The sequence below is a fragment of the Prochlorococcus sp. MIT 0604 genome (assembly GCF_000757845.1).
Lineage (GTDB): Bacteria > Cyanobacteriota > Cyanobacteriia > PCC-6307 > Cyanobiaceae > Prochlorococcus_A.
Genome location: NZ_CP007753.1, coordinates 998,723 through 1,017,190, shown reverse-complemented (window position 1 = coordinate 1,017,190; position 18,468 = coordinate 998,723). Strand labels below are relative to the sequence as shown.

At 33.6% G+C, this 18,468-nt stretch carries 15 protein-coding genes; 8 read left to right on the top strand and 7 right to left on the bottom strand.

The features are described 5' to 3' along the window. Positions 1-68 precede the first annotated feature (68 nt). The 3 genes from zwf to EW14_RS05705 are packed head-to-tail and all read left to right on the top strand — an operon-like array spanning position 69 to position 4,291. Positions 69-1,592, top strand: a complete 1,524-nt coding sequence (gene zwf, locus EW14_RS05715) for a glucose-6-phosphate dehydrogenase (protein ID WP_042850552.1) — start codon at positions 69-71, stop codon at positions 1,590-1,592. A 2-nt stretch (positions 1,593-1,594) separates the two neighbouring features. After that, the gene (locus EW14_RS05710) at positions 1,595-2,896 is read left to right on the top strand and encodes a glucose-6-phosphate dehydrogenase assembly protein OpcA (RefSeq protein ID WP_042850551.1); all 1,302 of its coding nucleotides are present in this window, start codon (positions 1,595-1,597) and stop codon (positions 2,894-2,896) included. 3 nt (positions 2,897-2,899) lie between these two features. Then, positions 2,900-4,291, top strand: a complete 1,392-nt coding sequence (locus EW14_RS05705; protein ID WP_042850550.1) for a cobyrinate a,c-diamide synthase — start codon at positions 2,900-2,902, stop codon at positions 4,289-4,291. Here the strand turns inward: EW14_RS05705 and EW14_RS05700 are convergent. Genes EW14_RS05700 through folD form a run of 3 tightly spaced genes read right to left on the bottom strand, consistent with a single transcriptional unit; the run spans position 4,288 to position 6,617 of the window. Then, positions 4,288-4,767, bottom strand: coding sequence for a divergent PAP2 family protein (locus tag EW14_RS05700; RefSeq protein WP_042850549.1), 480 nt, complete (start codon positions 4,765-4,767; stop codon positions 4,288-4,290). The two genes, EW14_RS05705 and EW14_RS05700, sit on opposite strands and share 4 nt — an antisense overlap. A 13-nt stretch (positions 4,768-4,780) precedes the next feature. Next, positions 4,781-5,683, bottom strand: a complete 903-nt coding sequence (gene crtE / locus EW14_RS05695; RefSeq protein WP_042850547.1) for a geranylgeranyl diphosphate synthase CrtE — start codon at positions 5,681-5,683, stop codon at positions 4,781-4,783. A 37-nt stretch (positions 5,684-5,720) separates the two neighbouring features. Continuing rightward, positions 5,721-6,617 (bottom strand): bifunctional methylenetetrahydrofolate dehydrogenase/methenyltetrahydrofolate cyclohydrolase FolD, encoded by an 897-nt coding sequence (gene folD, locus EW14_RS05690; RefSeq protein ID WP_042850545.1) that lies wholly within the window; start codon positions 6,615-6,617, stop codon positions 5,721-5,723. A 75-nt stretch (positions 6,618-6,692) separates the two neighbouring features. Between folD and EW14_RS05685 the strand changes: the two genes are divergently transcribed. Beyond that, positions 6,693-8,165: an HDIG domain-containing metalloprotein gene (locus EW14_RS05685; protein WP_042850544.1), complete on the top strand. Its 1,473-nt coding sequence runs from the start codon at positions 6,693-6,695 to the stop codon at positions 8,163-8,165. A 9-nt stretch (positions 8,166-8,174) separates the two neighbouring features. Here the strand turns inward: EW14_RS05685 and EW14_RS05680 are convergent, their stop codons facing one another. Both EW14_RS05680 and EW14_RS05675 read right to left on the bottom strand, forming a co-directional pair. Next, positions 8,175-8,567 carry a hypothetical protein gene (locus EW14_RS05680; protein ID WP_042850542.1) on the bottom strand — a complete coding sequence of 131 codons (393 nt, stop codon included), beginning with the start codon at positions 8,565-8,567 and terminating at the stop codon, positions 8,175-8,177. An 81-nt stretch (positions 8,568-8,648) separates the two neighbouring features. Continuing rightward, entirely contained in the window at positions 8,649-10,289 is a 1,641-nt protein-coding gene (locus tag EW14_RS05675) for a 2-isopropylmalate synthase (protein WP_042850541.1), read from the bottom strand. 225 nt (positions 10,290-10,514) lie between these two features. Between EW14_RS05675 and EW14_RS05670 the strand changes: the two genes are divergently transcribed. Next, positions 10,515-12,098 carry a glycoside hydrolase family 57 protein gene (locus EW14_RS05670; RefSeq protein ID WP_042850540.1) on the top strand — a complete coding sequence of 528 codons (1,584 nt, stop codon included), beginning with the start codon at positions 10,515-10,517 and terminating at the stop codon, positions 12,096-12,098. A 5-nt stretch (positions 12,099-12,103) separates the two neighbouring features. On the opposite strand, the gene crtL is transcribed toward EW14_RS05670, so the two are convergent. Next, on the bottom strand, positions 12,104-13,315 hold the full coding sequence (gene crtL, locus EW14_RS05665; protein ID WP_042850539.1) for a lycopene beta cyclase: 1,212 nt from the start codon (positions 13,313-13,315) through the stop codon (positions 12,104-12,106). Positions 13,316-13,339: 24 nt separating this feature from the next. After that, the gene (gene gyrA / locus EW14_RS05660; RefSeq protein WP_042850537.1) at positions 13,340-15,937 is read right to left on the bottom strand and encodes a DNA gyrase subunit A; all 2,598 of its coding nucleotides are present in this window, start codon (positions 15,935-15,937) and stop codon (positions 13,340-13,342) included. 179 nt (positions 15,938-16,116) lie between these two features. Here gyrA and EW14_RS05655 point away from each other — a divergent pair, with 179 nt between their 5' ends. From EW14_RS05655 to hisH, 3 genes are all read left to right on the top strand, one after another. Beyond that, on the top strand, positions 16,117-17,280 hold the full coding sequence (locus tag EW14_RS05655; protein ID WP_042850535.1) for a GuaB3 family IMP dehydrogenase-related protein: 1,164 nt from the start codon (positions 16,117-16,119) through the stop codon (positions 17,278-17,280). Positions 17,281-17,510: 230 nt separating this feature from the next. Next, entirely contained in the window at positions 17,511-17,834 is a 324-nt protein-coding gene (gene trxA, locus EW14_RS05650) for a thioredoxin (protein ID WP_011376622.1), read from the top strand. Positions 17,835-17,845: 11 nt separating this feature from the next. Next, entirely contained in the window at positions 17,846-18,463 is a 618-nt protein-coding gene (gene hisH / locus EW14_RS05645; protein ID WP_042850534.1) for an imidazole glycerol phosphate synthase subunit HisH, read from the top strand. Positions 18,464-18,468 lie beyond the last annotated feature (5 nt).

Genomic DNA, 18,468 nt, shown 5'->3' with positions numbered 1-18,468 from the left:
TTGGTTTAGACACAATTTGTAGCTAATCTTAGAAAAAAAGAGGATTTTAAAAAAAGAATACTAAAAATATGCCTTCAACTTTAAGTAATCCTCTAAGATTAGGTTTACGGCAGGAAAGAGTCATATCTCCACAATGCTTAGTAATATTTGGTGCAAGTGGAGACCTTACTCATAGAAAATTAATACCAGCCTTATTTGAACTCTATTTACAAAGAAGAATTCCTAGTGAATTTGGAATAGTTGGTTGTGCGAGAAGACCTTGGACTGATAATGAGTTTAGAGAAAAGATGAAAGTAAAGCTATCCAATCAAATATCTGGTAAAGAAAGAGAGTGGGAACAATTTTCTAATTATCTTTTTTATGAACCAGTTGACCTACAACAAAGTGATAACGTCGTAAGGCTTTCTAAAAGATTAAATGAAATTGATAAAACACAAGCTACTCATGGGAATAGAACATTTTATTTATCTGTATCTCCAAATTTTTATGCAAGTGGATGTAAAGCTCTTAAAGCAGCTGGGCTTTTAGATGACCCTAAAAAAAGTCGTTTAGTGATAGAAAAACCTTTTGGAAGAGATTATTCAAGTGCAAAAAAATTGAATAAGATCGTTCAAAGTTGTGCTGAAGAAAGTCAGATTTATAGGATTGATCATTATTTAGGTAAAGAGACAGTTCAAAATATTCTTGTTTTGAGGTTTGCTAACACTATTTTTGAACCAATCTGGAACAGAAATTATATATCAAGTGTTCAAATTACTTCATCTGAAACAGTGGGTGTTGAAGATAGAGCAGGTTATTACGAGAGTTCTGGTGCTTTAAGGGATATGCTTCAAAATCATATGACACAAATGCTTGCTGTTACTGCTATGGAACCGCCGGGAAAGTTCGAACCAGAAGCAATAAGAAATGAAAAAGCTAAGGTTCTTCAAGCTTCAAAACTTGCTGATGAAAATGAACCGTGGAATTGTTGCATACGAGGTCAATATGGAGAAGGAGGAAATATTTCAAGTCGACTCAAAGGGTATAGGCAGGAAGATGGGGTTTATTGTAATAGCACAACAGAAACTTATATTGCCACAAAAGTTTTTGTTGATAACTGGCGTTGGCAAGGCGTTCCTTTTTATTTAAGAACAGGGAAAAGACTACCTAAAAGACTTGGAGAAATAGTCTTGACTTTTAAAGACGTTCCAGTTCATTTATTTGAATCAACAATAATAAACCCTTCCCCAAATCAACTTATCCTTAGAATTCAGCCAAACGAAGGAGCTACTTTCAAATTTGAGGTAAAATCTCCTGGCTCTGGAATGAAATCAAGACCTGTTGAGATGGAATTTTCTTATGATGAATCATTTGGAGAACCCTCAGATGAAGGCTATGTAAGATTATTAGCTGATGCAATGCTTTCTGATCCAACTTTATTTACTCGAAGTGATGAAGTAGAGGCAGCTTGGAAACTTTATACGCCATTAATAGATTTGATGGATAATTCTCCTTGGAAGTTACCTATTTATAATTATGAATCTATGACTTGGGGACCTCCTGAGTCTGATCAATTACTTTCAAAAGATAATATTTTCTGGCGTAGACCTTAAAAATGAAACCTCAACTAACACTTCAAACTCCATTAGAATTGCCTTCTCAGGAAATTTCTAATTACCTTAATAAATTATGGATTTCTGAAGATAAAGATAATTCTGGAGCTAATACTTTTACATTAATGGTCTGGCAGCCTGCTTGGCTAGAACAATGCTTGGTTCAAAAAGGATTAGTAAATGGACCAATTACTGGAAATTTAAGTACAGAGATAATTGAAGTTGCTAAAAAATTCATACTAGATCAAGGACTTCCTATCACTACTTCCCTTGGAAGTGAAAATTTATTAAATTTGTTAAAGCAAAATTTATCTAATAATGACTTTGAAGACTTTAGAGGACAATTTTTTGAATCATCAATAAGTACATTGAATCCAAGAAGATTAATAACTCTAGCGCCAACGTTAAATAAAAATTCAGATCTCAAAACTTTTGTATCCGCTTACTGTCCATTAAGTGATACTCCAGCTATTCAACCTATATGTGGGGATTTAGTTGTTATCAGGGGGGACTCAGCCTCAATATCTAATAAAGGATTAAAAATAATTGATGAATTATCTATTGATGAATTACCTTCATGGTTGTGGTGGAATGGAAGCTTGGATGAATCGCCTGAAATCTTCGAATATTTTACTAATCATGATCTACGGTTAATAATTGATACTGCTCTTGGATCGCCTAACAAATGTTTAAAAGTTTTAGATCAATTAAATAATTCAAATAAATCTATTAATGATTTGAATTGGGTTAGGTTGAAAAATTGGAGGGAATCATTGGCAATGATTTTTGATCCGCCTTCGAGGCGACCAATTTTAGATCATATTACTGATATCGATATTGATATCGCAGGAGAACATATTATTCAAGCTTTGTTTTTGATTTCATGGATTAGCGATAAACTTGGTTGGTCTTTTCTAAGAGTTGAAAGGGATACAGAATCAACAAAAATAGAGTTTGAAAGAATTAATGGCGAAATAATTTCTGCATCAATAAACCCCTTATCTTTGGGAAATCCAAGTATTCATTTAGGACAAGTTATTGGATTGAGGTTGATTTCAAAAATTAGTGAGGTTCAAAAAAATAACACTTGTGTAATACTTGGCTGTGAATCAGTTGAATGTATGAGACTTGAAGCAGGGGGAATGGCTAATATGGAATTAATAGAACAAGTTGTTCCTAATTCTTTTTCTACATCAGAGTATGATGTTAGTAAATTATTGGGAAGTAGTAGAGGGAATACAAGTCCTCTTTTTGAAAATTCTATTAAAATAGCCCTTCAAATATTTAATGGTTTTAATAACTAATAAATGCCTTGTGTAATATCTTCTCCTTCAACTGATAGTGGCAAAACTACATTATCCCTTTTGATATCTTGTTGGGCTTTCTCAAAAGGTATAAAGATACAAACTTTCAAGGTTGGCCCAGATTATCTCGATCAACAACAACTTAGTTCAATTGGCCAACCTATTTGTAGAAATTTAGATATTTTTTTAAGTGGTGAGGAATGGGTTCAAGAAAGTTTTTTAAAACATTCTTTGAAATACGAATTCTCATTAATTGAAGGAGCAATGGGTCTATTTGATGGATTAGGGTCAACAACCTATTCCAGCACGGCAAATATCTCTAAACTTCTCAAGGCCCCTATAATTTTTATTGTTAATGCTAGAGGTCAAGTAGCTTCTCTTTTGGCGACTGTTCGAGGTTTTAGAGATTTCGATAGTGAGTTGTCAATATCAGGAATTATATTTAACAACGTTAATTCAGATAGACATAAAAAATTAATCAAAGAAGTTTTTGAAAATGAAGATATCGAGATTCTTGGTTTTTTACCATCTGATTCAAAAATAACTTTAAACAAAGCTAATTTAGGTTTAATATCCCCATTGGATAATGGTAAAGAAATTGATGTTGAATATTTTGCAAATTTTGCCGAAAGAAATCTTGATGTATTTTCCCTTATTAAATTTCTGAAATCTCCCCAAAAAAAAACATTTAATTCTGTCAGTTTTAAAGATTTTAAAATAGATAAAAGTAAACCTATTGCAATTGCAGAAGATAAAATCTTTCATTTTCAATACCCTGAAACTAAGGAGTTTTTGAGTGAAATTGGCATACCATTGATTTCATGGAGTATTTATGATGATGAAGAAATACCTAATGAGGCTTCTTCTTTAATTATTCCTGGAGGTTTCCCTGAAAAATATGCTGATCATATAAGTAACTCTATAAAAAGCCTAAATTCATTAAGGGAATTCCGCAATAATGGCTTTATATATGCAGAGTGCGGAGGGATGATGATTTTAGGAGACTTTATAAAAGATGAAAATGGTAATAATCATAAAATGAGTGGCGTCCTGTCTTTTAGTACAAAAAAAAGTAAACTTTCAGTAGGTTATAGATATATTGAAGGTTTAAAAGATACTCCGATAATTAAACAAAATCAATTAATTAGAGGACATGAATTTCATTATTGGGAAATTGAAAATAATTTATCTGAGCTTGATTTAAGAAAGGCCGAGCATCATAAGAAACTTTCTTCTCCATGGAAAATTAAATCTTGGAAAACTGAATACAAAAATGAAGGTTTTTTTGATGAAAAATTACATGCAAGTTGGATTCACTTACATTTGCCAAGTTCTCCTGAAGTCGCAAAAAACTTTATAGATGCCACCCAAATGAGTTTTTCAAAGGACTCTTAATTTATTATTAAATCAAATATTTTGAGAGGAGAACCTAAAAAAAACATTCCAGGCAAAGTGATTAATGGTCCTAAAAAACTTCCCACGATGACCTCAATTTTTGTATGACCAAGGGTTTCTTTTAAAGTTAATTCAGATTGAGGATCTAGTTTTTTTGATAGTTTATTGATTTCTGCAGCTTGAATTCCAGCTGATTTTCGAACACCACTAGCGTCATACATAACTATTAGAGCTACAACAACTGACAAAGCGAATATTGAGCTATCAAATCCCAATTCATAACCTATACCAGATGTAGCACCAGTTATTAAGGCGGAATGACTTGAAGGCATGCCACCAGTCTCGAATATAATTCCAAATCTTATCTCTCGAGTTAAAATAAAATTGAATACAATTTTCAAAAATTGAGCTAGTAAACAGGATATTAAGCTCCAAAAAAGAACTGAATTATTAAAAAAGGGAAAAAACTCAGACATAAATTAAAACTAATTATCTGTCTCTATTTGTAATAAAGTCAGCTAAGGATATTAAATATTTTGCATCTGCACCCCAAGGTTCAATTGCTTTTTTTGCTTTTTCAACTAAATCAAATGCTCTTTTCTTTGACTCCTCCATCCCAAGTAATTTAGGGTAAGTAGTCTTATCAGCTAAAAGATCTTTGCCTGCAGTTTTACCAAGCTTTTCACTGCTGGAAGTTAAATCAAGAATATCATCTATTATTTGGAAGGCTAAGCCAATTCCTTCTGCATATGTTGTGAGAGCTTGTAAGAGCTTTTCGTTAGCGCCGGCGATCATAGCACCTGTTCTTACGCAGGCCTTTAATAAAGCCCCAGTCTTATGAAGATGAATATATTCGAGAGTTTCAAGATTGACTTCTTTACCTTCGCATTCCAAATCAACAACTTGGCCTCCAACTAGACCTGGTGCACCAGCAACAAGGGACAATTCACCAATTACATTTAATAATCTATTTGGATCGACTCCAGGGCTTCTTAAAGAGACCATTTCAAAGGCCCTGGTTAATAAAGCATCGCCTGCAAGAATAGCTATTGCATCTCCATATACTTTATGATTCGTCGGCCTACCTCTCCTTAAATCATCATTATCCATGGCAGGCAGATCATCATGAATCAATGACATTGTATGGATCATTTCTATTGCTACTGCAGTAGGAACAGCAAGAGAGGGTTCTCCTCCTGCCAGTGAGCAAGATGCTAAACATAAAATTGGACGTATTCTTTTCCCCCCAGCTAAAAGTGAATATCTCATTGATTCTCTTAATATTTCTGGATTCTCAGGACCCAAAGAAAAATCAAGTGCCTCTTCTACAACCTTTTTTGTGTTTTTAAGATATTTTTCAAAATCAGAAATACTATTTATAACTTCAGTCATCTTGAACATTTAGTAAAAATTTTTTTCATATTGGAGTCTATGGCAAAAGGTCGTTAAGAGTTGATGATAAACCAAATTGTTTTTTCCAGCTAAAAATAGTATTTACAAGTAACATTGTTACTGTCATTGGTCCAACACCTCCTGGTACAGGTGTGTAAGCAAATACTTTAGAAATAACATCTTCTAATAATACATCTCCACATAATCTGGTTCGATTCTTATCGGAACTTTTTAATCTATGTATGCCAACATCAATAATTACTGCTCCATCTTTCACAAAACTCGAATCTACAAGATTGGGTTTTCCTGCAGCTGCAATTAGTATGTCGGCTTCTCTACAAACTTTATTCAAATTTAATGTTTTTGAATGAGTCATTGTCACCGTTCCATTTAAATTCAACAACATAAGCGATAGGGGTTTGCCAACAAGCAAACTTCTTCCAATAACAACAATTTTCTTACCTTCAATTGTAATATTTTGGGATCTTAATAAATTAATAATTCCTGCTGGAGTGCATGATCTCATTGCCGGCTCATTTTTTACTAATTTGCCTATGTTTATCTCATTTAATCCATCTACATCTTTGCTTGGATTAATATGACTGATTAGTTTTTGCTCATCAAACTTATTTGGGATGGGAAGTTGAAGCAAAATTCCATCAATATCCTTATCAGAATTAAGTTTTATTATTAATTGTTCAACTTCTTTTTGATCTACTCTTTCTTTTAGATGAAAGATAAAGCTCTCTATCCCAATCCTTGAACATGCTTTTTCTTTGTTATTAACATAAACACCACTTGCAGGGTCTTCACCTATTCTTATTACAGCTAAACCGGGAGCTCTTTTTGTAAATTTTTTATTACTAGAAATATAATCATTTAATCTTTCTTCAATTTCAAGAGATAATTTTTTACCGTCTAATTTTAATGACATTTAGAAAAACTTCTCCTTTTTTACATTTAGCATGCCTATAATTTTAAATTATTCAAATAGATTTATTTATATTCTGTGCAAAACATCACATCTACCTTAAAGAAATTGTTTTATCTGTGGAGACGAAGTCAAGTTCCAGCGAAACAACCAATTAAAATTTCAAGAATAGATAATCTCATAATTTTTTTATTATGCATTTTAATTTCAATAATTTCTTCTTATAAATTACTCCTTAGTTCACCTTTAAGTATCTCAGATATTTTTTCTTGGCTTTTGACCTTTATTGAAATACTTATTAGTTCCGGAATTTTGATATTAGTTTCAAAAAAAGAGAATCCCACAATATCTTCTAGACAGATCTTCTTGATCATTACTCTTCTCTTAGCAGTACAAGCTACGAAATTAGCCTTAGCTTCAACCCTAAGTCCATTGTCTATTATAATTCCGCCTGCATTAATAATATCTCAAGGAATGGGAAGCATAACAGCTTTAGCTTGGGTATCAATAGCAAGCTTTAGTTGGCCAGACCCAGCAGTTGCTATTAATAATAATTTATTTTTTATTCTATTAGTTTGCGCTTCAGTAGTATCTCTACTTGGAGGAAGAATAAGAAGTAGAGCTCAGTTACTTCAACTATCAATTTTTGTCCCAATAGGATCGTTTTTGAGTCAATGGATATTGATAGGTAAAGATAATATATCTCTTATTAAGAACCAAGATTTTGTTTTAGCTAATGGGGATATATTTTCTGATTCCTTGTTATTGGCAATAGTAATGCTTTTTACTATTTTATTTATTCCTATTTTTGAATCGATATTTGGATTATTAACTAAAGCAAGATTGCTCGAATTAGCTGATAAGGAGAAACCTTTAATTAGAAGATTGTCTCTTGAAGCTCCCGGTACGTTTGAACATACCTTACTTATATGTGGTTTGGCAGAGGAAGCAACAAGAATCATTGGTGGTGATATTGATCTAATTAAAACTGGAGCTTTATATCATGATGTTGGTAAATTACACGCACCTAATTGGTTTATTGAAAATCAGGATGGTTCAAAGAATCCTCATGACGAATTAGATGATCCGATAAAAAGTGCAGAAGTATTACAGGCTCACGTAGATGAAGGATTGAAATTTGCAAAAAAAAATAGACTACCTAAACTAATAGCTAATTTTATCCCTGAACATCAAGGCACCCTAAAAATGGGATATTTTTTTCAAAAAGCTAAAGAAAAAAATCTTGATATTAATGAATATTACTTTAGATACAAAGGCCCTATTCCCCAGTCAAAAGAAACAGCTATTTTAATGCTTGCAGATGGATGTGAAGCTGCATTAAGAGCTATGAATATTAATGCATCTGATAAAGAAGCTTTGGAAATAATATCTAATATTATCTACTCTCGACAAAAAGATGGGCAATTAGATGATAGTAATTTATCGAAAGGAGAAATTTTTCTAATAAAAAGGGCATTCTTGAATGTGTGGAAAAGAATTAGACATAGAAGAATTCAATATCCAACTAGCAAGAATAATACTTTTTCTTGATTTTAATTTTTATAGCCTAATGCTTCTTCGATGTTTTGGGTTACACCAATATAGAAGAGCTAATGTACTTAATAATGTTGTTAAAAGAGTAAATCCCCCAATTCCAAAAATGTCTTTAAGAGTTATGAGTCTAACTACTGAATAAGGACCGGTCCCAGAAATTACCATTGATAGAGAGACTAGAGTTAAAGTTACTCCCCATTTTCTCTCTGCTAAAAGTGCTGCTGAAGAAACTATTCCAACGATCGCGGCAGGCCAACCAAGACTTATGGCAAGAGTTATATTTGCAATTTTTAGTGGAGGCCCATAACTTATTATTAATGCGATTATTGGAAGTGCAATTATATTGCTGATTAACCCAACCCATGAAAGTAGCCAATATCCTAGTAACCTTTCTCTCATTATTAACTGCTTTAACTATTAGATAAATCTACAATATTAAGAGACTCTTTTTAATGCTACTTAATATTCCTAAAAAATAATTTAATTTGCGCGATTAGATAGAAATGTGCTTTTCACATTTTCCAAATTATCAAATTGTGGGTGAATTGAATTTTTTTTCTCGGAAAAAACAAGCCTATTTAAAGCATTAACGTAAGCATTCGCTGCAGCAACTACAACATCCGTATCAGCAGAATGACCAGAATATATTTTATTATCCCTCCTTATTCTTATTGTTACTTCACCCAAAGCGTCAATTCCTTCTGTTACTGACTTAACAGAAAATTCAATTAATTCATTAGGAACTTTAGCTAATTTATTTAAAGCCTCGCATACAGCATCAACTGGTCCAGTCCCTATTGATACGGCAGTATCCTCGGTATTATCTTCCGTGTTTAGAAGCGAAATGGTGGCAGTAGGTTTAGATGCGTTACCGCAACTTACTTGTACAAGACTTAATTGAAATTTAGCTTCTGGGAGCTGAACTTGTTCACTAACAATTGCTTCTAAGTCTCTATCTGTAATTTCTCTTTTCCTGTCAGCTAAATCCTTAAAACGAGCAAAAGCATCATTTAAATCTTCTCGGCTCAAGTCATATCCCATCTCTTCTAATCTTGCTCTTACTGCACTTCTTCCGCTAAGTTTTCCTAAGGATATTTTGTTGTCACTCAAACCAACAGTTTTTGCATCGATGATTTCATAAGTAAGTCTATTTTTTAAAACCCCATCCTGATGAATGCCTGATTCATGTGCAAAAGCATTAGCTCCCACTATTGCTTTATTAGGTTGTACAGTCATTCCAGTTAGGTTAGAGACAAGTCTAGAGGTTTTTGTTATTTCTTCTGTTCTTATCGCAGTAAGAGGAGTTGGTGATTCTGTATTTCTTTTGAAAAAACTATTAAAAAAACTTTTTCTTACATGCAGTGCCATTACTAATTCTTCTAGAGAGGCATTCCCGGCTCTTTCTCCAATTCCATTAATAGTACATTCTAATTGTCTTGCTCCATTTTTCACTGCCTCTAGAAAATTGGCTACTGCTAAACCCAAATCATTATGACCATGAACTGAGATTACTGCCTCATTAATATTTGGAACATTTTTATTTATATCGCTAATTAGTTTGCCAAATTCACTAGGAGTTGAAAATCCAACAGTATCTGGGATATTTATTGTTGTCGCTCCTGCAGAAATTGCTAGTTGAATCACTTCGTATAAAAAATCAGGATCACTCCTTGAGGCATCTTCACAAGAAAACTCGATATCATCAACTAATGATTTTGCATAGTTAACCATTTCTGGGACTATTTGAAGAACATCTTTTCTTGATTTTTTAAGTTTATGTTTAAGGTGGATATCGCTTGTAGCAATAAAAGTATGTATTCTTTTCTTGGGAGCTGGACTTACTGCTTCGTAACATGCTTTTATGTCGCCTTTTGACGCTCTAGCCAAACCACATACTATAGGGCCATTTTCTTTCCCTACAGCATTGGCAATTTTATTAACAGCTTTAAAATCTCCTGGACTTGCGAATGGGAAGCCTGCCTCAATAACATCTACTCCTAATCTTGCTAATTGATGGGCTATAGCAAGTTTTTCTTCAAGATTTAAACTGGCACCAGGAGATTGCTCTCCATCTCGAAGAGTTGTATCAAATATCAAAATTCTTCCAGGATCTTTTGACATTAGAAGTAATAACCTAAACTTATATTAAGCTAATTAAAAAAAATTGACTAGATTTTGTTCAATAAAAATTTGCCGTGAATTTATAACTTAACAATTTTGGTTAAAATTCTGAAAAAAAAAATGAAATATTTAAATTATTAAAGTATTCTTTTAAGATTAAAACCTCCTGCTATAAAAGGTTAATTTTGATTTTTTATAGAATTACAGTCATAAAGTATAAAAAGTATGAATGGGCAATACACTCCCCCAAATGTTTTAGGTCAGTTAGCGATAGTTTTACATGCTCATCTACCTTATGTCAGAAAAAATGAAAAAAACTCCTTAGAAGAGGATTGGTTGTTTCAGGCGATTTTAGAATGTTATATACCACTACTTCAATCAATAGAATCTTCCAAAAATGAAAATCCTGAAAATACAAAACTTACTATCAGTCTATCTCCAACATTATTATCACTTCTAAATAATAAACAAATTAAAGAAACTTTCCCAAGCTGGATTAAAACAAGAAATGATTTCTTAAACGAACTGCCGCTAGAAGAAAAAAATGCCTCAGCATTTTTAATGAAAAATCTTAATGACAAATACTTATATTGGCAAAACTGCTCTGGAGATTTAATTGAGAAGTTTAGGGTTTTAAATAACTCTGGAAATTTGGATATCCTTACTTGTGCAGCTACTCACGGATATTTGCCAATTCTTAGGGAGAATCCTGAAACTGTTAAAGGACAAATCAATACAGCCATTATGAACCATGAAAATATTTTTGGAACTAAGCCTTTAGGTATTTGGTTACCTGAGTGTGCATATTATGAGAATTTAGACGAAATACTATTTAATTCAGGAATTAGATATACAATCTTAGATGGTCATGGGATTCTAAATTCCACACCAAGACCTAGGTATGGTGTTTACGCACCAATTTGCTCGAAAAAAGGAGTTGCCTTCTTCGGAAGAGATAGCGAGTCAACTTTGCCCGTTTGGTCTGCAAAGGATGGGTTCCCGGGTGATAAAGTTTACAGGGAATTTCATAAAGATTTGGGATGGGAATTACCTATCTCCAAGCTCCAAAAGAAAGGTATTTCAACAAAAAGACCTCTAGGTTTAAAGTTTCATAAGATTACAGATGAAAGCATTTCTTTAGGTGAAAAAGAGTTTTACCTTGAAAATGAAGCCAAAAATAAGGCGGCAGAACATGCTGATGCATATCTTCTAGCGAGATCTAAACAACTAGAAAAATTGACTTTATCCTCATCCTTTAAGCCTTTATTGGTAGCTCCATTTGATGCAGAGTTATTTGGTCATTGGTGGTACGAGGGACCTTTTTTTATTGAAAATATACTAAAGAACTCTAGTAAATATTCAATTAAGCTTACAAATTTAAAAGAATTCTTACTTCAAAAGCCAAATATTCAGATTTGTGATCCATCGCCATCAAGCTGGGGGCAAGGTGGTTACCATAATTATTGGATTAATGATGCAAATGCATGGATCGTTCCAGAAATCACAAAGGCAGGCTCAACATTTGTGGATTTGTGCTTGGAAAATTTTGATAATGATTTATCTCTAAGACTCTTCAAGCAAGCAGCAAGAGAACTACTTCTTTCGGAGTCTTCTGATTGGAGTTTTATTCTAAGAGCTGGAACCACAACTGAACTCGCAAAAGAGAGAATAGAAAGACACTTATTCAGGTTCTGGAAATTGGTTGAAATGATTAAAGATCATTCTAATATTAATTTAAAATTCATTGAAGATATTGAGGAAGAGGATAAAGTCTTCCCAATTATTAATATTGATGATTGGAGAAAATAAAAATACTAATTTAACTTGAGCATTCCTAGTTTTACTTTTAGAGGTGAATTTATAAACATCTTACTCATCACGTAAATTAGTTTTGGAAGTGGAAGTGTATTAGTAAGAAAACCTACCCATTCATTGGTTGATAATCTAAAGAAATTTGAGAAAAAGCTTCTTAATCTACTTTCGTCAAAACTCATCAATCTTCTGAGACCGTATTGGTAAAGTTTATGCCTTTGTGTTAACTCGTAAGGCCATAGGATTTTCCAACCTTTTGAAGCTAAATCTAGTGAACTTAGGTGAGGTTTTTTTAAAAAGATTGCTAATTTTTGTGCAAGGAGTGGAGCCCTTCTTAACAAAGATCCAACCATGTATCCTGATGCAGGATGAACCATACTTGCAGACCCTCCGAAACCAAGTACAAATTGTTTTTTAAATGGGAGAGGTAAATTCATAGGGAAAAGGCAATTCTCTTCATGAAAAATTTCACTAACCTTAATACCCTTACTATTAAGTCTTTTATAAAGTCTTTTTTTAAGATTTTCTTGGGATAATGCAGGATAACTAGCTAATGATGTTTCTTCAACAAAAAAAGTGTCGTTGCCAAGATCCATTGCATAAAGAAATGAAGGAGAAGATAACTTTTCTTCAATGTTTAAATGATTTGGACGAAAATCCATTAGAACAAATTGTTCTTTATTAACAGGTGGTGATGAAAATTTACCTACAATTCCGTAAGCAGCTTGTTGAGCGATTTCATTTTGAACTGGTCTTTTTACAAAATTACTTTTATGACCACTTGCGTCAATAACTAATCTTGCCTTTATTTTAAGACCTGAAAAACAAATTACCTCAGATAGTTTATTGATTTCCTTAATATCTTTTGCTGTCTCATTCAACCATTCAATCCCTTTACATTTTTTTAAAAGCTCATTTTGAAAAGCTTCTTGATTTATTAAGCCATAATCGTAGTTGTGTTTTGTCGGAGTATCCCCTTTTTTATTTTCTCCATCTCCAAAAAAACTTACTGTTTTACACCATCGGTGAGATAACAAGGACTCTAATCCTAATTCTTCTAATTCAGATGCCCAGATACCATATGTATTCTCCCATTTTTCATTTGGAGATTTTGTCGATATTCCCTTAATATTAAGATCTTGCTTGGCTAATTCTGAAGCTAAACATAATGCTGCAGGACCTGAACCTAAAATTAAAATATCCAGTATTTCCATATTATTTAGCTAACCATAAGGATTTTAATTTTGTTTAATTGATCCAAGTTGGTCTTTTTCCTCTGTTTGTTCACGAGGTACCAATACCACTTCAGATAAGTGATCACCATCATCTAATCTTTGTAATTTTACTCCTGTAGCTGCCCTGGATTGCTGTGAGATTTTATCTGCGTTTGTTCTTACTATTACACCTTTTTCGGTCACAAGTAGTAATTCTTCTCCCTCGCCAAGGACCTTCAAACAAACTAGCTGATCATCTTTAATTCTAAACTTTATTGCTCTCAAACCCATGCCTGCTCTTTTTTGTAATCTAAACTGAGCTACAGGCACTCTCTTTCCTAGTCCAAATGCACTAGCTATTAATACCCATGGACCATCTGAAGAGTTTTCCTCAACATTTTCATCAAGATCTTCTGTGAAGTACTCAATTTTAGCCAATTGATCAACCAAATCAGATGTTAAAACATCCATAGAAACTAGATTGTCTCCTTCTCTCAAGTTCATTGATTTAACCCCTCTTGCTGTTCTACCAAGTGGTCTTAATTCATTGATATCTAGTCTGAAATGAATAGCCATTCCTGTTTTAGATCCAATTAAAACACTTTCACCTTCTTTTGATAATCTGACCCAGGTTAGGGCATCTCCATCCTCAAGATTAATTGCTATTAGTCCATTTGAGCGAATTTTTGAGAAAGCAGAAAGTGCAGTTCTTTTTATAAAGCCAGCTTTGGTTAGCATTAATAAATAACGATCGTCAACAAAAGAGTCCACAGCAACTAGTGAAGTTATTTTTTCTTCTCTTGGAATTGGGAGAAGTTGAACTGACGGCGTCCCTTTTGCTGTTCTACTACTCATAGGAACCCTATATGCTGGGAGAGCATAAGCTACTCCTCTATCACTGAAAAGCAAAAGAGTATCGTGATCGTTACAGCTTATAAATAATTTCACGTCATCATCTTCTTTGGTTTTTGTGCCAGCTTTACCCCTTGAACCACGACTGGTAGATTCAAAATCATTAACAGGCATTCTCTTTAAATAACCTGCTTCCGTTAATAGGACTACGGATCTGTCATTAGCTATAAGATCAATATCATCTAATCCGCCGCCTAAATCTAGTATTTCTGTTTTCCTAGGAGAAGAGAATCTTTCATCGATTTTTTTAAGTTCTTCAAGAATAATTTCAAAAATTCGTTCTTTACTATTTAATATTTGCTTATAAAGGTTGATTTTTCGGGTTAACTCATCATGTTCCCCTTTGATTTTATCTGCTTCAAGCGCTGTTAATCTTCTTAATTGCATTTGTAGAATTGCATCTGCTTGTATGGAAGATAATTTATGTTCGTTTTGTAATTTTTCTCTAGCTGATAATGAATCTTTCGCTGATCTTATTAGGTTTATAATTTCATCCATAGCATCTAAGGCCAATAAAAGACCCTTTACAATATGATCTCTTTCTTCTGCCTTTTTTAATAAAAATGCTGTTCTTCGCCTAATTGTCTCCACTCTGAAGTCTAGAAATACATCTAACATTTTCCTCAATGAAAGTGTTGTGGGCTCTCCTTTTACTAACGCAAGAATATTTGCACTAAAGTTATTTTGAAGAGGCGTTAACTTAAAAAGATTATTTAAAACTACTTGTGGGTAGGCATCTCTTTTTAGTTCAATAACGATCCTCATTCCATCTCGATCACTTTCATCTCTAATATCAGAAATTCCTTCTAATTTTTTTTCATTAACCAGGTCTGCAATTCTTTCGATCAATGCAGCTTTATTAGTTTGAAATGGAAGTTCTGTAATTATTACTGCATCTTTCTCTGCCCTACCTGGGGATTTAATTTGCTCAATATTTGCTACACCTCTCATGGTTATTGAACCTCTTCCTGATTTGAAAGTTTCTCTGATACCATCTCTGCCCAAGATTTGACCACCTGTGGGGAAATCAGGACCCTTAATTATTTCAAAAAGTTCTCTATCTTCGATTGAAGGATTTTTGATTATTGATTTAAGACCATTAATTAATTCCCCTAAGTTATGAGGTGGAATATTAGTTGCCATTCCTACTGCTATTCCAGATGATCCATTTAGAAGTAGTTGGGGGATTCTAGCAGGTAAAACTGTGGGCTCTTGTTGAGAACCGTCAAAATTATCGGCAAAATCAACAGTTTCAGATTCAATATCCTCTAGTAAACTTTCATCTGTAAGAGACTGTAAACGAGATTCTGTATATCTCATTGCTGCTGGAGGGTCGTTATCTACTGAACCAAAGTTTCCATGACCATCTATTAGTGGCATCCTCATAGAGAAATCCTGGGCCATCCTGACCAAAGCATCATAAACAGCGGTATCTCCATGAGGGTGATATTTGCCAAGTACTTCTCCAACAACCCTTGCACATTTTCTGTATGGTCTACTGCTAGTCAAACCAAGTTCATACATTGCATAGAGAATTCTTCTATGAACAGGTTTTAACCCATCCCTTGCATCTGGAAGAGCACGACCAACTATAACGCTCATTGCATACTCTAGATATGAGCGCGACATTTCATTTCTTAAGTCAGTCTGAATAATTCGGTCGTTATCTTCGCTTAATCCTGAGTTATTGGAATCTGGAATATCAGACATACAAAAATCCTTTTTTTAATAATAATCGCTGATTGTCATAATGAATAAAAAAAAAGGTTTATTTAATTCCCAAATACTCACATTTACACACAAATCAAAATAAAACCTATTGTTTTTAAATAAATCTTGGCTTATTACCCCTTTAGTTGTTAATTTAATCAGAATAAAAGAAAATTATCGTGAATATTGAACTTGGTTTAAATAAAAAAGTCAGACGGGCTTATGGCATCGATGAAATAGCTTTAGTCCCTGGTAATAGAACACTTGATTACGATTTGACTGATCCTTCTTGGTCAATAGGTGATTTCAAAAGAGAAGTCCCGATAGTCGCTAGTGCCATGGACAGTGTTGTCGATGTCAATACGGCAGCAGAGCTAACAAAATTAGGTTCCCTAGGGGTTATTAATATGGAGGGCATACAAACACGATATGAAAACCCTGATGAAATATTGAACCAAATAGCATCAGTCGGGAAGAATGATTTTGTTCCATTAATGCAGAAAATATATAGTGAACCGGTCAAGGAGGGATTGATTGTACAAAGAATAAATGAGGTGAAAGAAAAAGGAGGTATAGCTGCTTTTAGTGGGACTCCTCAAGCTGCTATTAAGTTTAAAGAAACACTTAATAATTCCAAAATAGATTTATTTTTTCTTCAAGGAACAGTTGTCTCCACTGAACATCTTGGTATGGAAGGTAAGGAAACCCTAAATATTAAAGATCTCTGTCAATTTATGAATGTTCCAGTTGTAGCGGGTAATTGTGTCACTTATGAAGTTGCAAAACTTCTAATGGATGCTGGAGTTGCAGGATTGATGGTTGGGATAGGACCTGGAGCGGCATGTACATCAAGAGGAGTATTGGGAATTGGAATCCCTCAAGCAACCGCAATTGCTGATTGTAGTGCGGCAAGAAATGATTACTTTAAAGAAAGTGGTCGTTATATTCCAATTATTGGTGATGGAGGAATTGTTACTGGCGGAGATATTTGTAAATGTTTAGCATGTGGAGCAGATGCAGTAATGATTGGATCCCCAATCGCTAAATCCTCAAACGCTCCAGGTAAAGGATTTCACTGGGGTATGGCCACTCCAAGTCCAGTATTGCCAAGGGGTACAAGAATTGAAGTTGGTTCTACAGGATCCTTAGAAAGAATAATTAAAGGTCCTGCCTTACTTGATGATGGTACACATAACTTATTAGGAGCCATTAGAACCTCAATGAGTACTCTTGGGGCAAAAAATATTAAAGAAATGCAAGAAGTTGAAATAGTTATCGCACCATCGCTTCTTACTGAGGGTAAGGTTTATCAAAAAGCTCAGCAGCTTGGGATGGGTAAGTAGTTCTCTTTGAGTAAAATTATAAATCCTTAGTGAATTAAGTATAAATTTGAAAAATTTTCTAATTAGGAGTTATTATGAAATGATGGGGGAAACCCCATACTCCTCACACACTAAATCGCCCGATTAATCGGGCTTTTTTAGATATTTTGTTACTTATATTATTTAATCTGTAATGAAATCATCACTTAAAAGAATTGCCTGCTAAATTTTCAAAAAGGAATACTTAAATTATGTCATCAGCTCCAGCCGTAACTGATTCTTCATTTGACAAAGATGTACTGCAAAGTGATCTACCAGTATTGGTTGATTTTTGGGCACCATGGTGTGGTCCATGTAGGATGGTCGCTCCAGTTGTAGAAGAAATCTCAAAAGACTTTGAAGGGAAGATTAAAGTTTTTAAATTGAACACAGATGAGAATCCAAATGTAGCCAGTCAATACGGAATTAGAAGTATTCCTACATTAATGATCTTTAAAGGAGGTCAAAAGGTTGATACTGTTGTTGGTGCTGTGCCAAAAGCAACTCTTTCAAGCACTTTAACTAAGCATTTATAAACTTAAAAGCTTTGCATAAAATTGGACTAATAGACTATGGAATGGGTAATATTCATTCTGTAACAAAATCTCTAGAAAGTCTTGGAGAAGAAATTATATTAATTAAAAACTTTAATGATTCCAAGCTTTGTAAGGCGATAATACTTCCAGGAGTTGGAGCATTTGATCCAGCGATGAATAATCTCATAAATACAGATTTGATAACTGATTTGAAAAATTGGATTAAAAGTGGGAAATCCTTTTTTGGGATATGTTTAGGTCTCCAACTCCTTTTTGAATCTAGTGATGAAGGAAAAGTTAAAGGGCTGGGAATTTTAAAAGGGAAAATACAAAAAATACCCAATATTGTTAATCAAAGAATCCCACACATGGGTTGGTGCCAACTTTTACCTACGAAAAAAAATACTTTATTTGGGATTGAAGAATTAAATAATTGGGTCTATTTTGTACATTCGTATCATGCAATCCCAGATGACTTAAATATTATTGCAGCTCAGGTTGATTATGGTTCTGAGAAATTAACTGCAATGATAGAGAATGATAATTTATTGGCCTGTCAATTTCATCCGGAAAAATCTGGAAAAACCGGTGAAAAACTTTTGAGAAGATGGCTGAGTAATATTCAATAACAGAT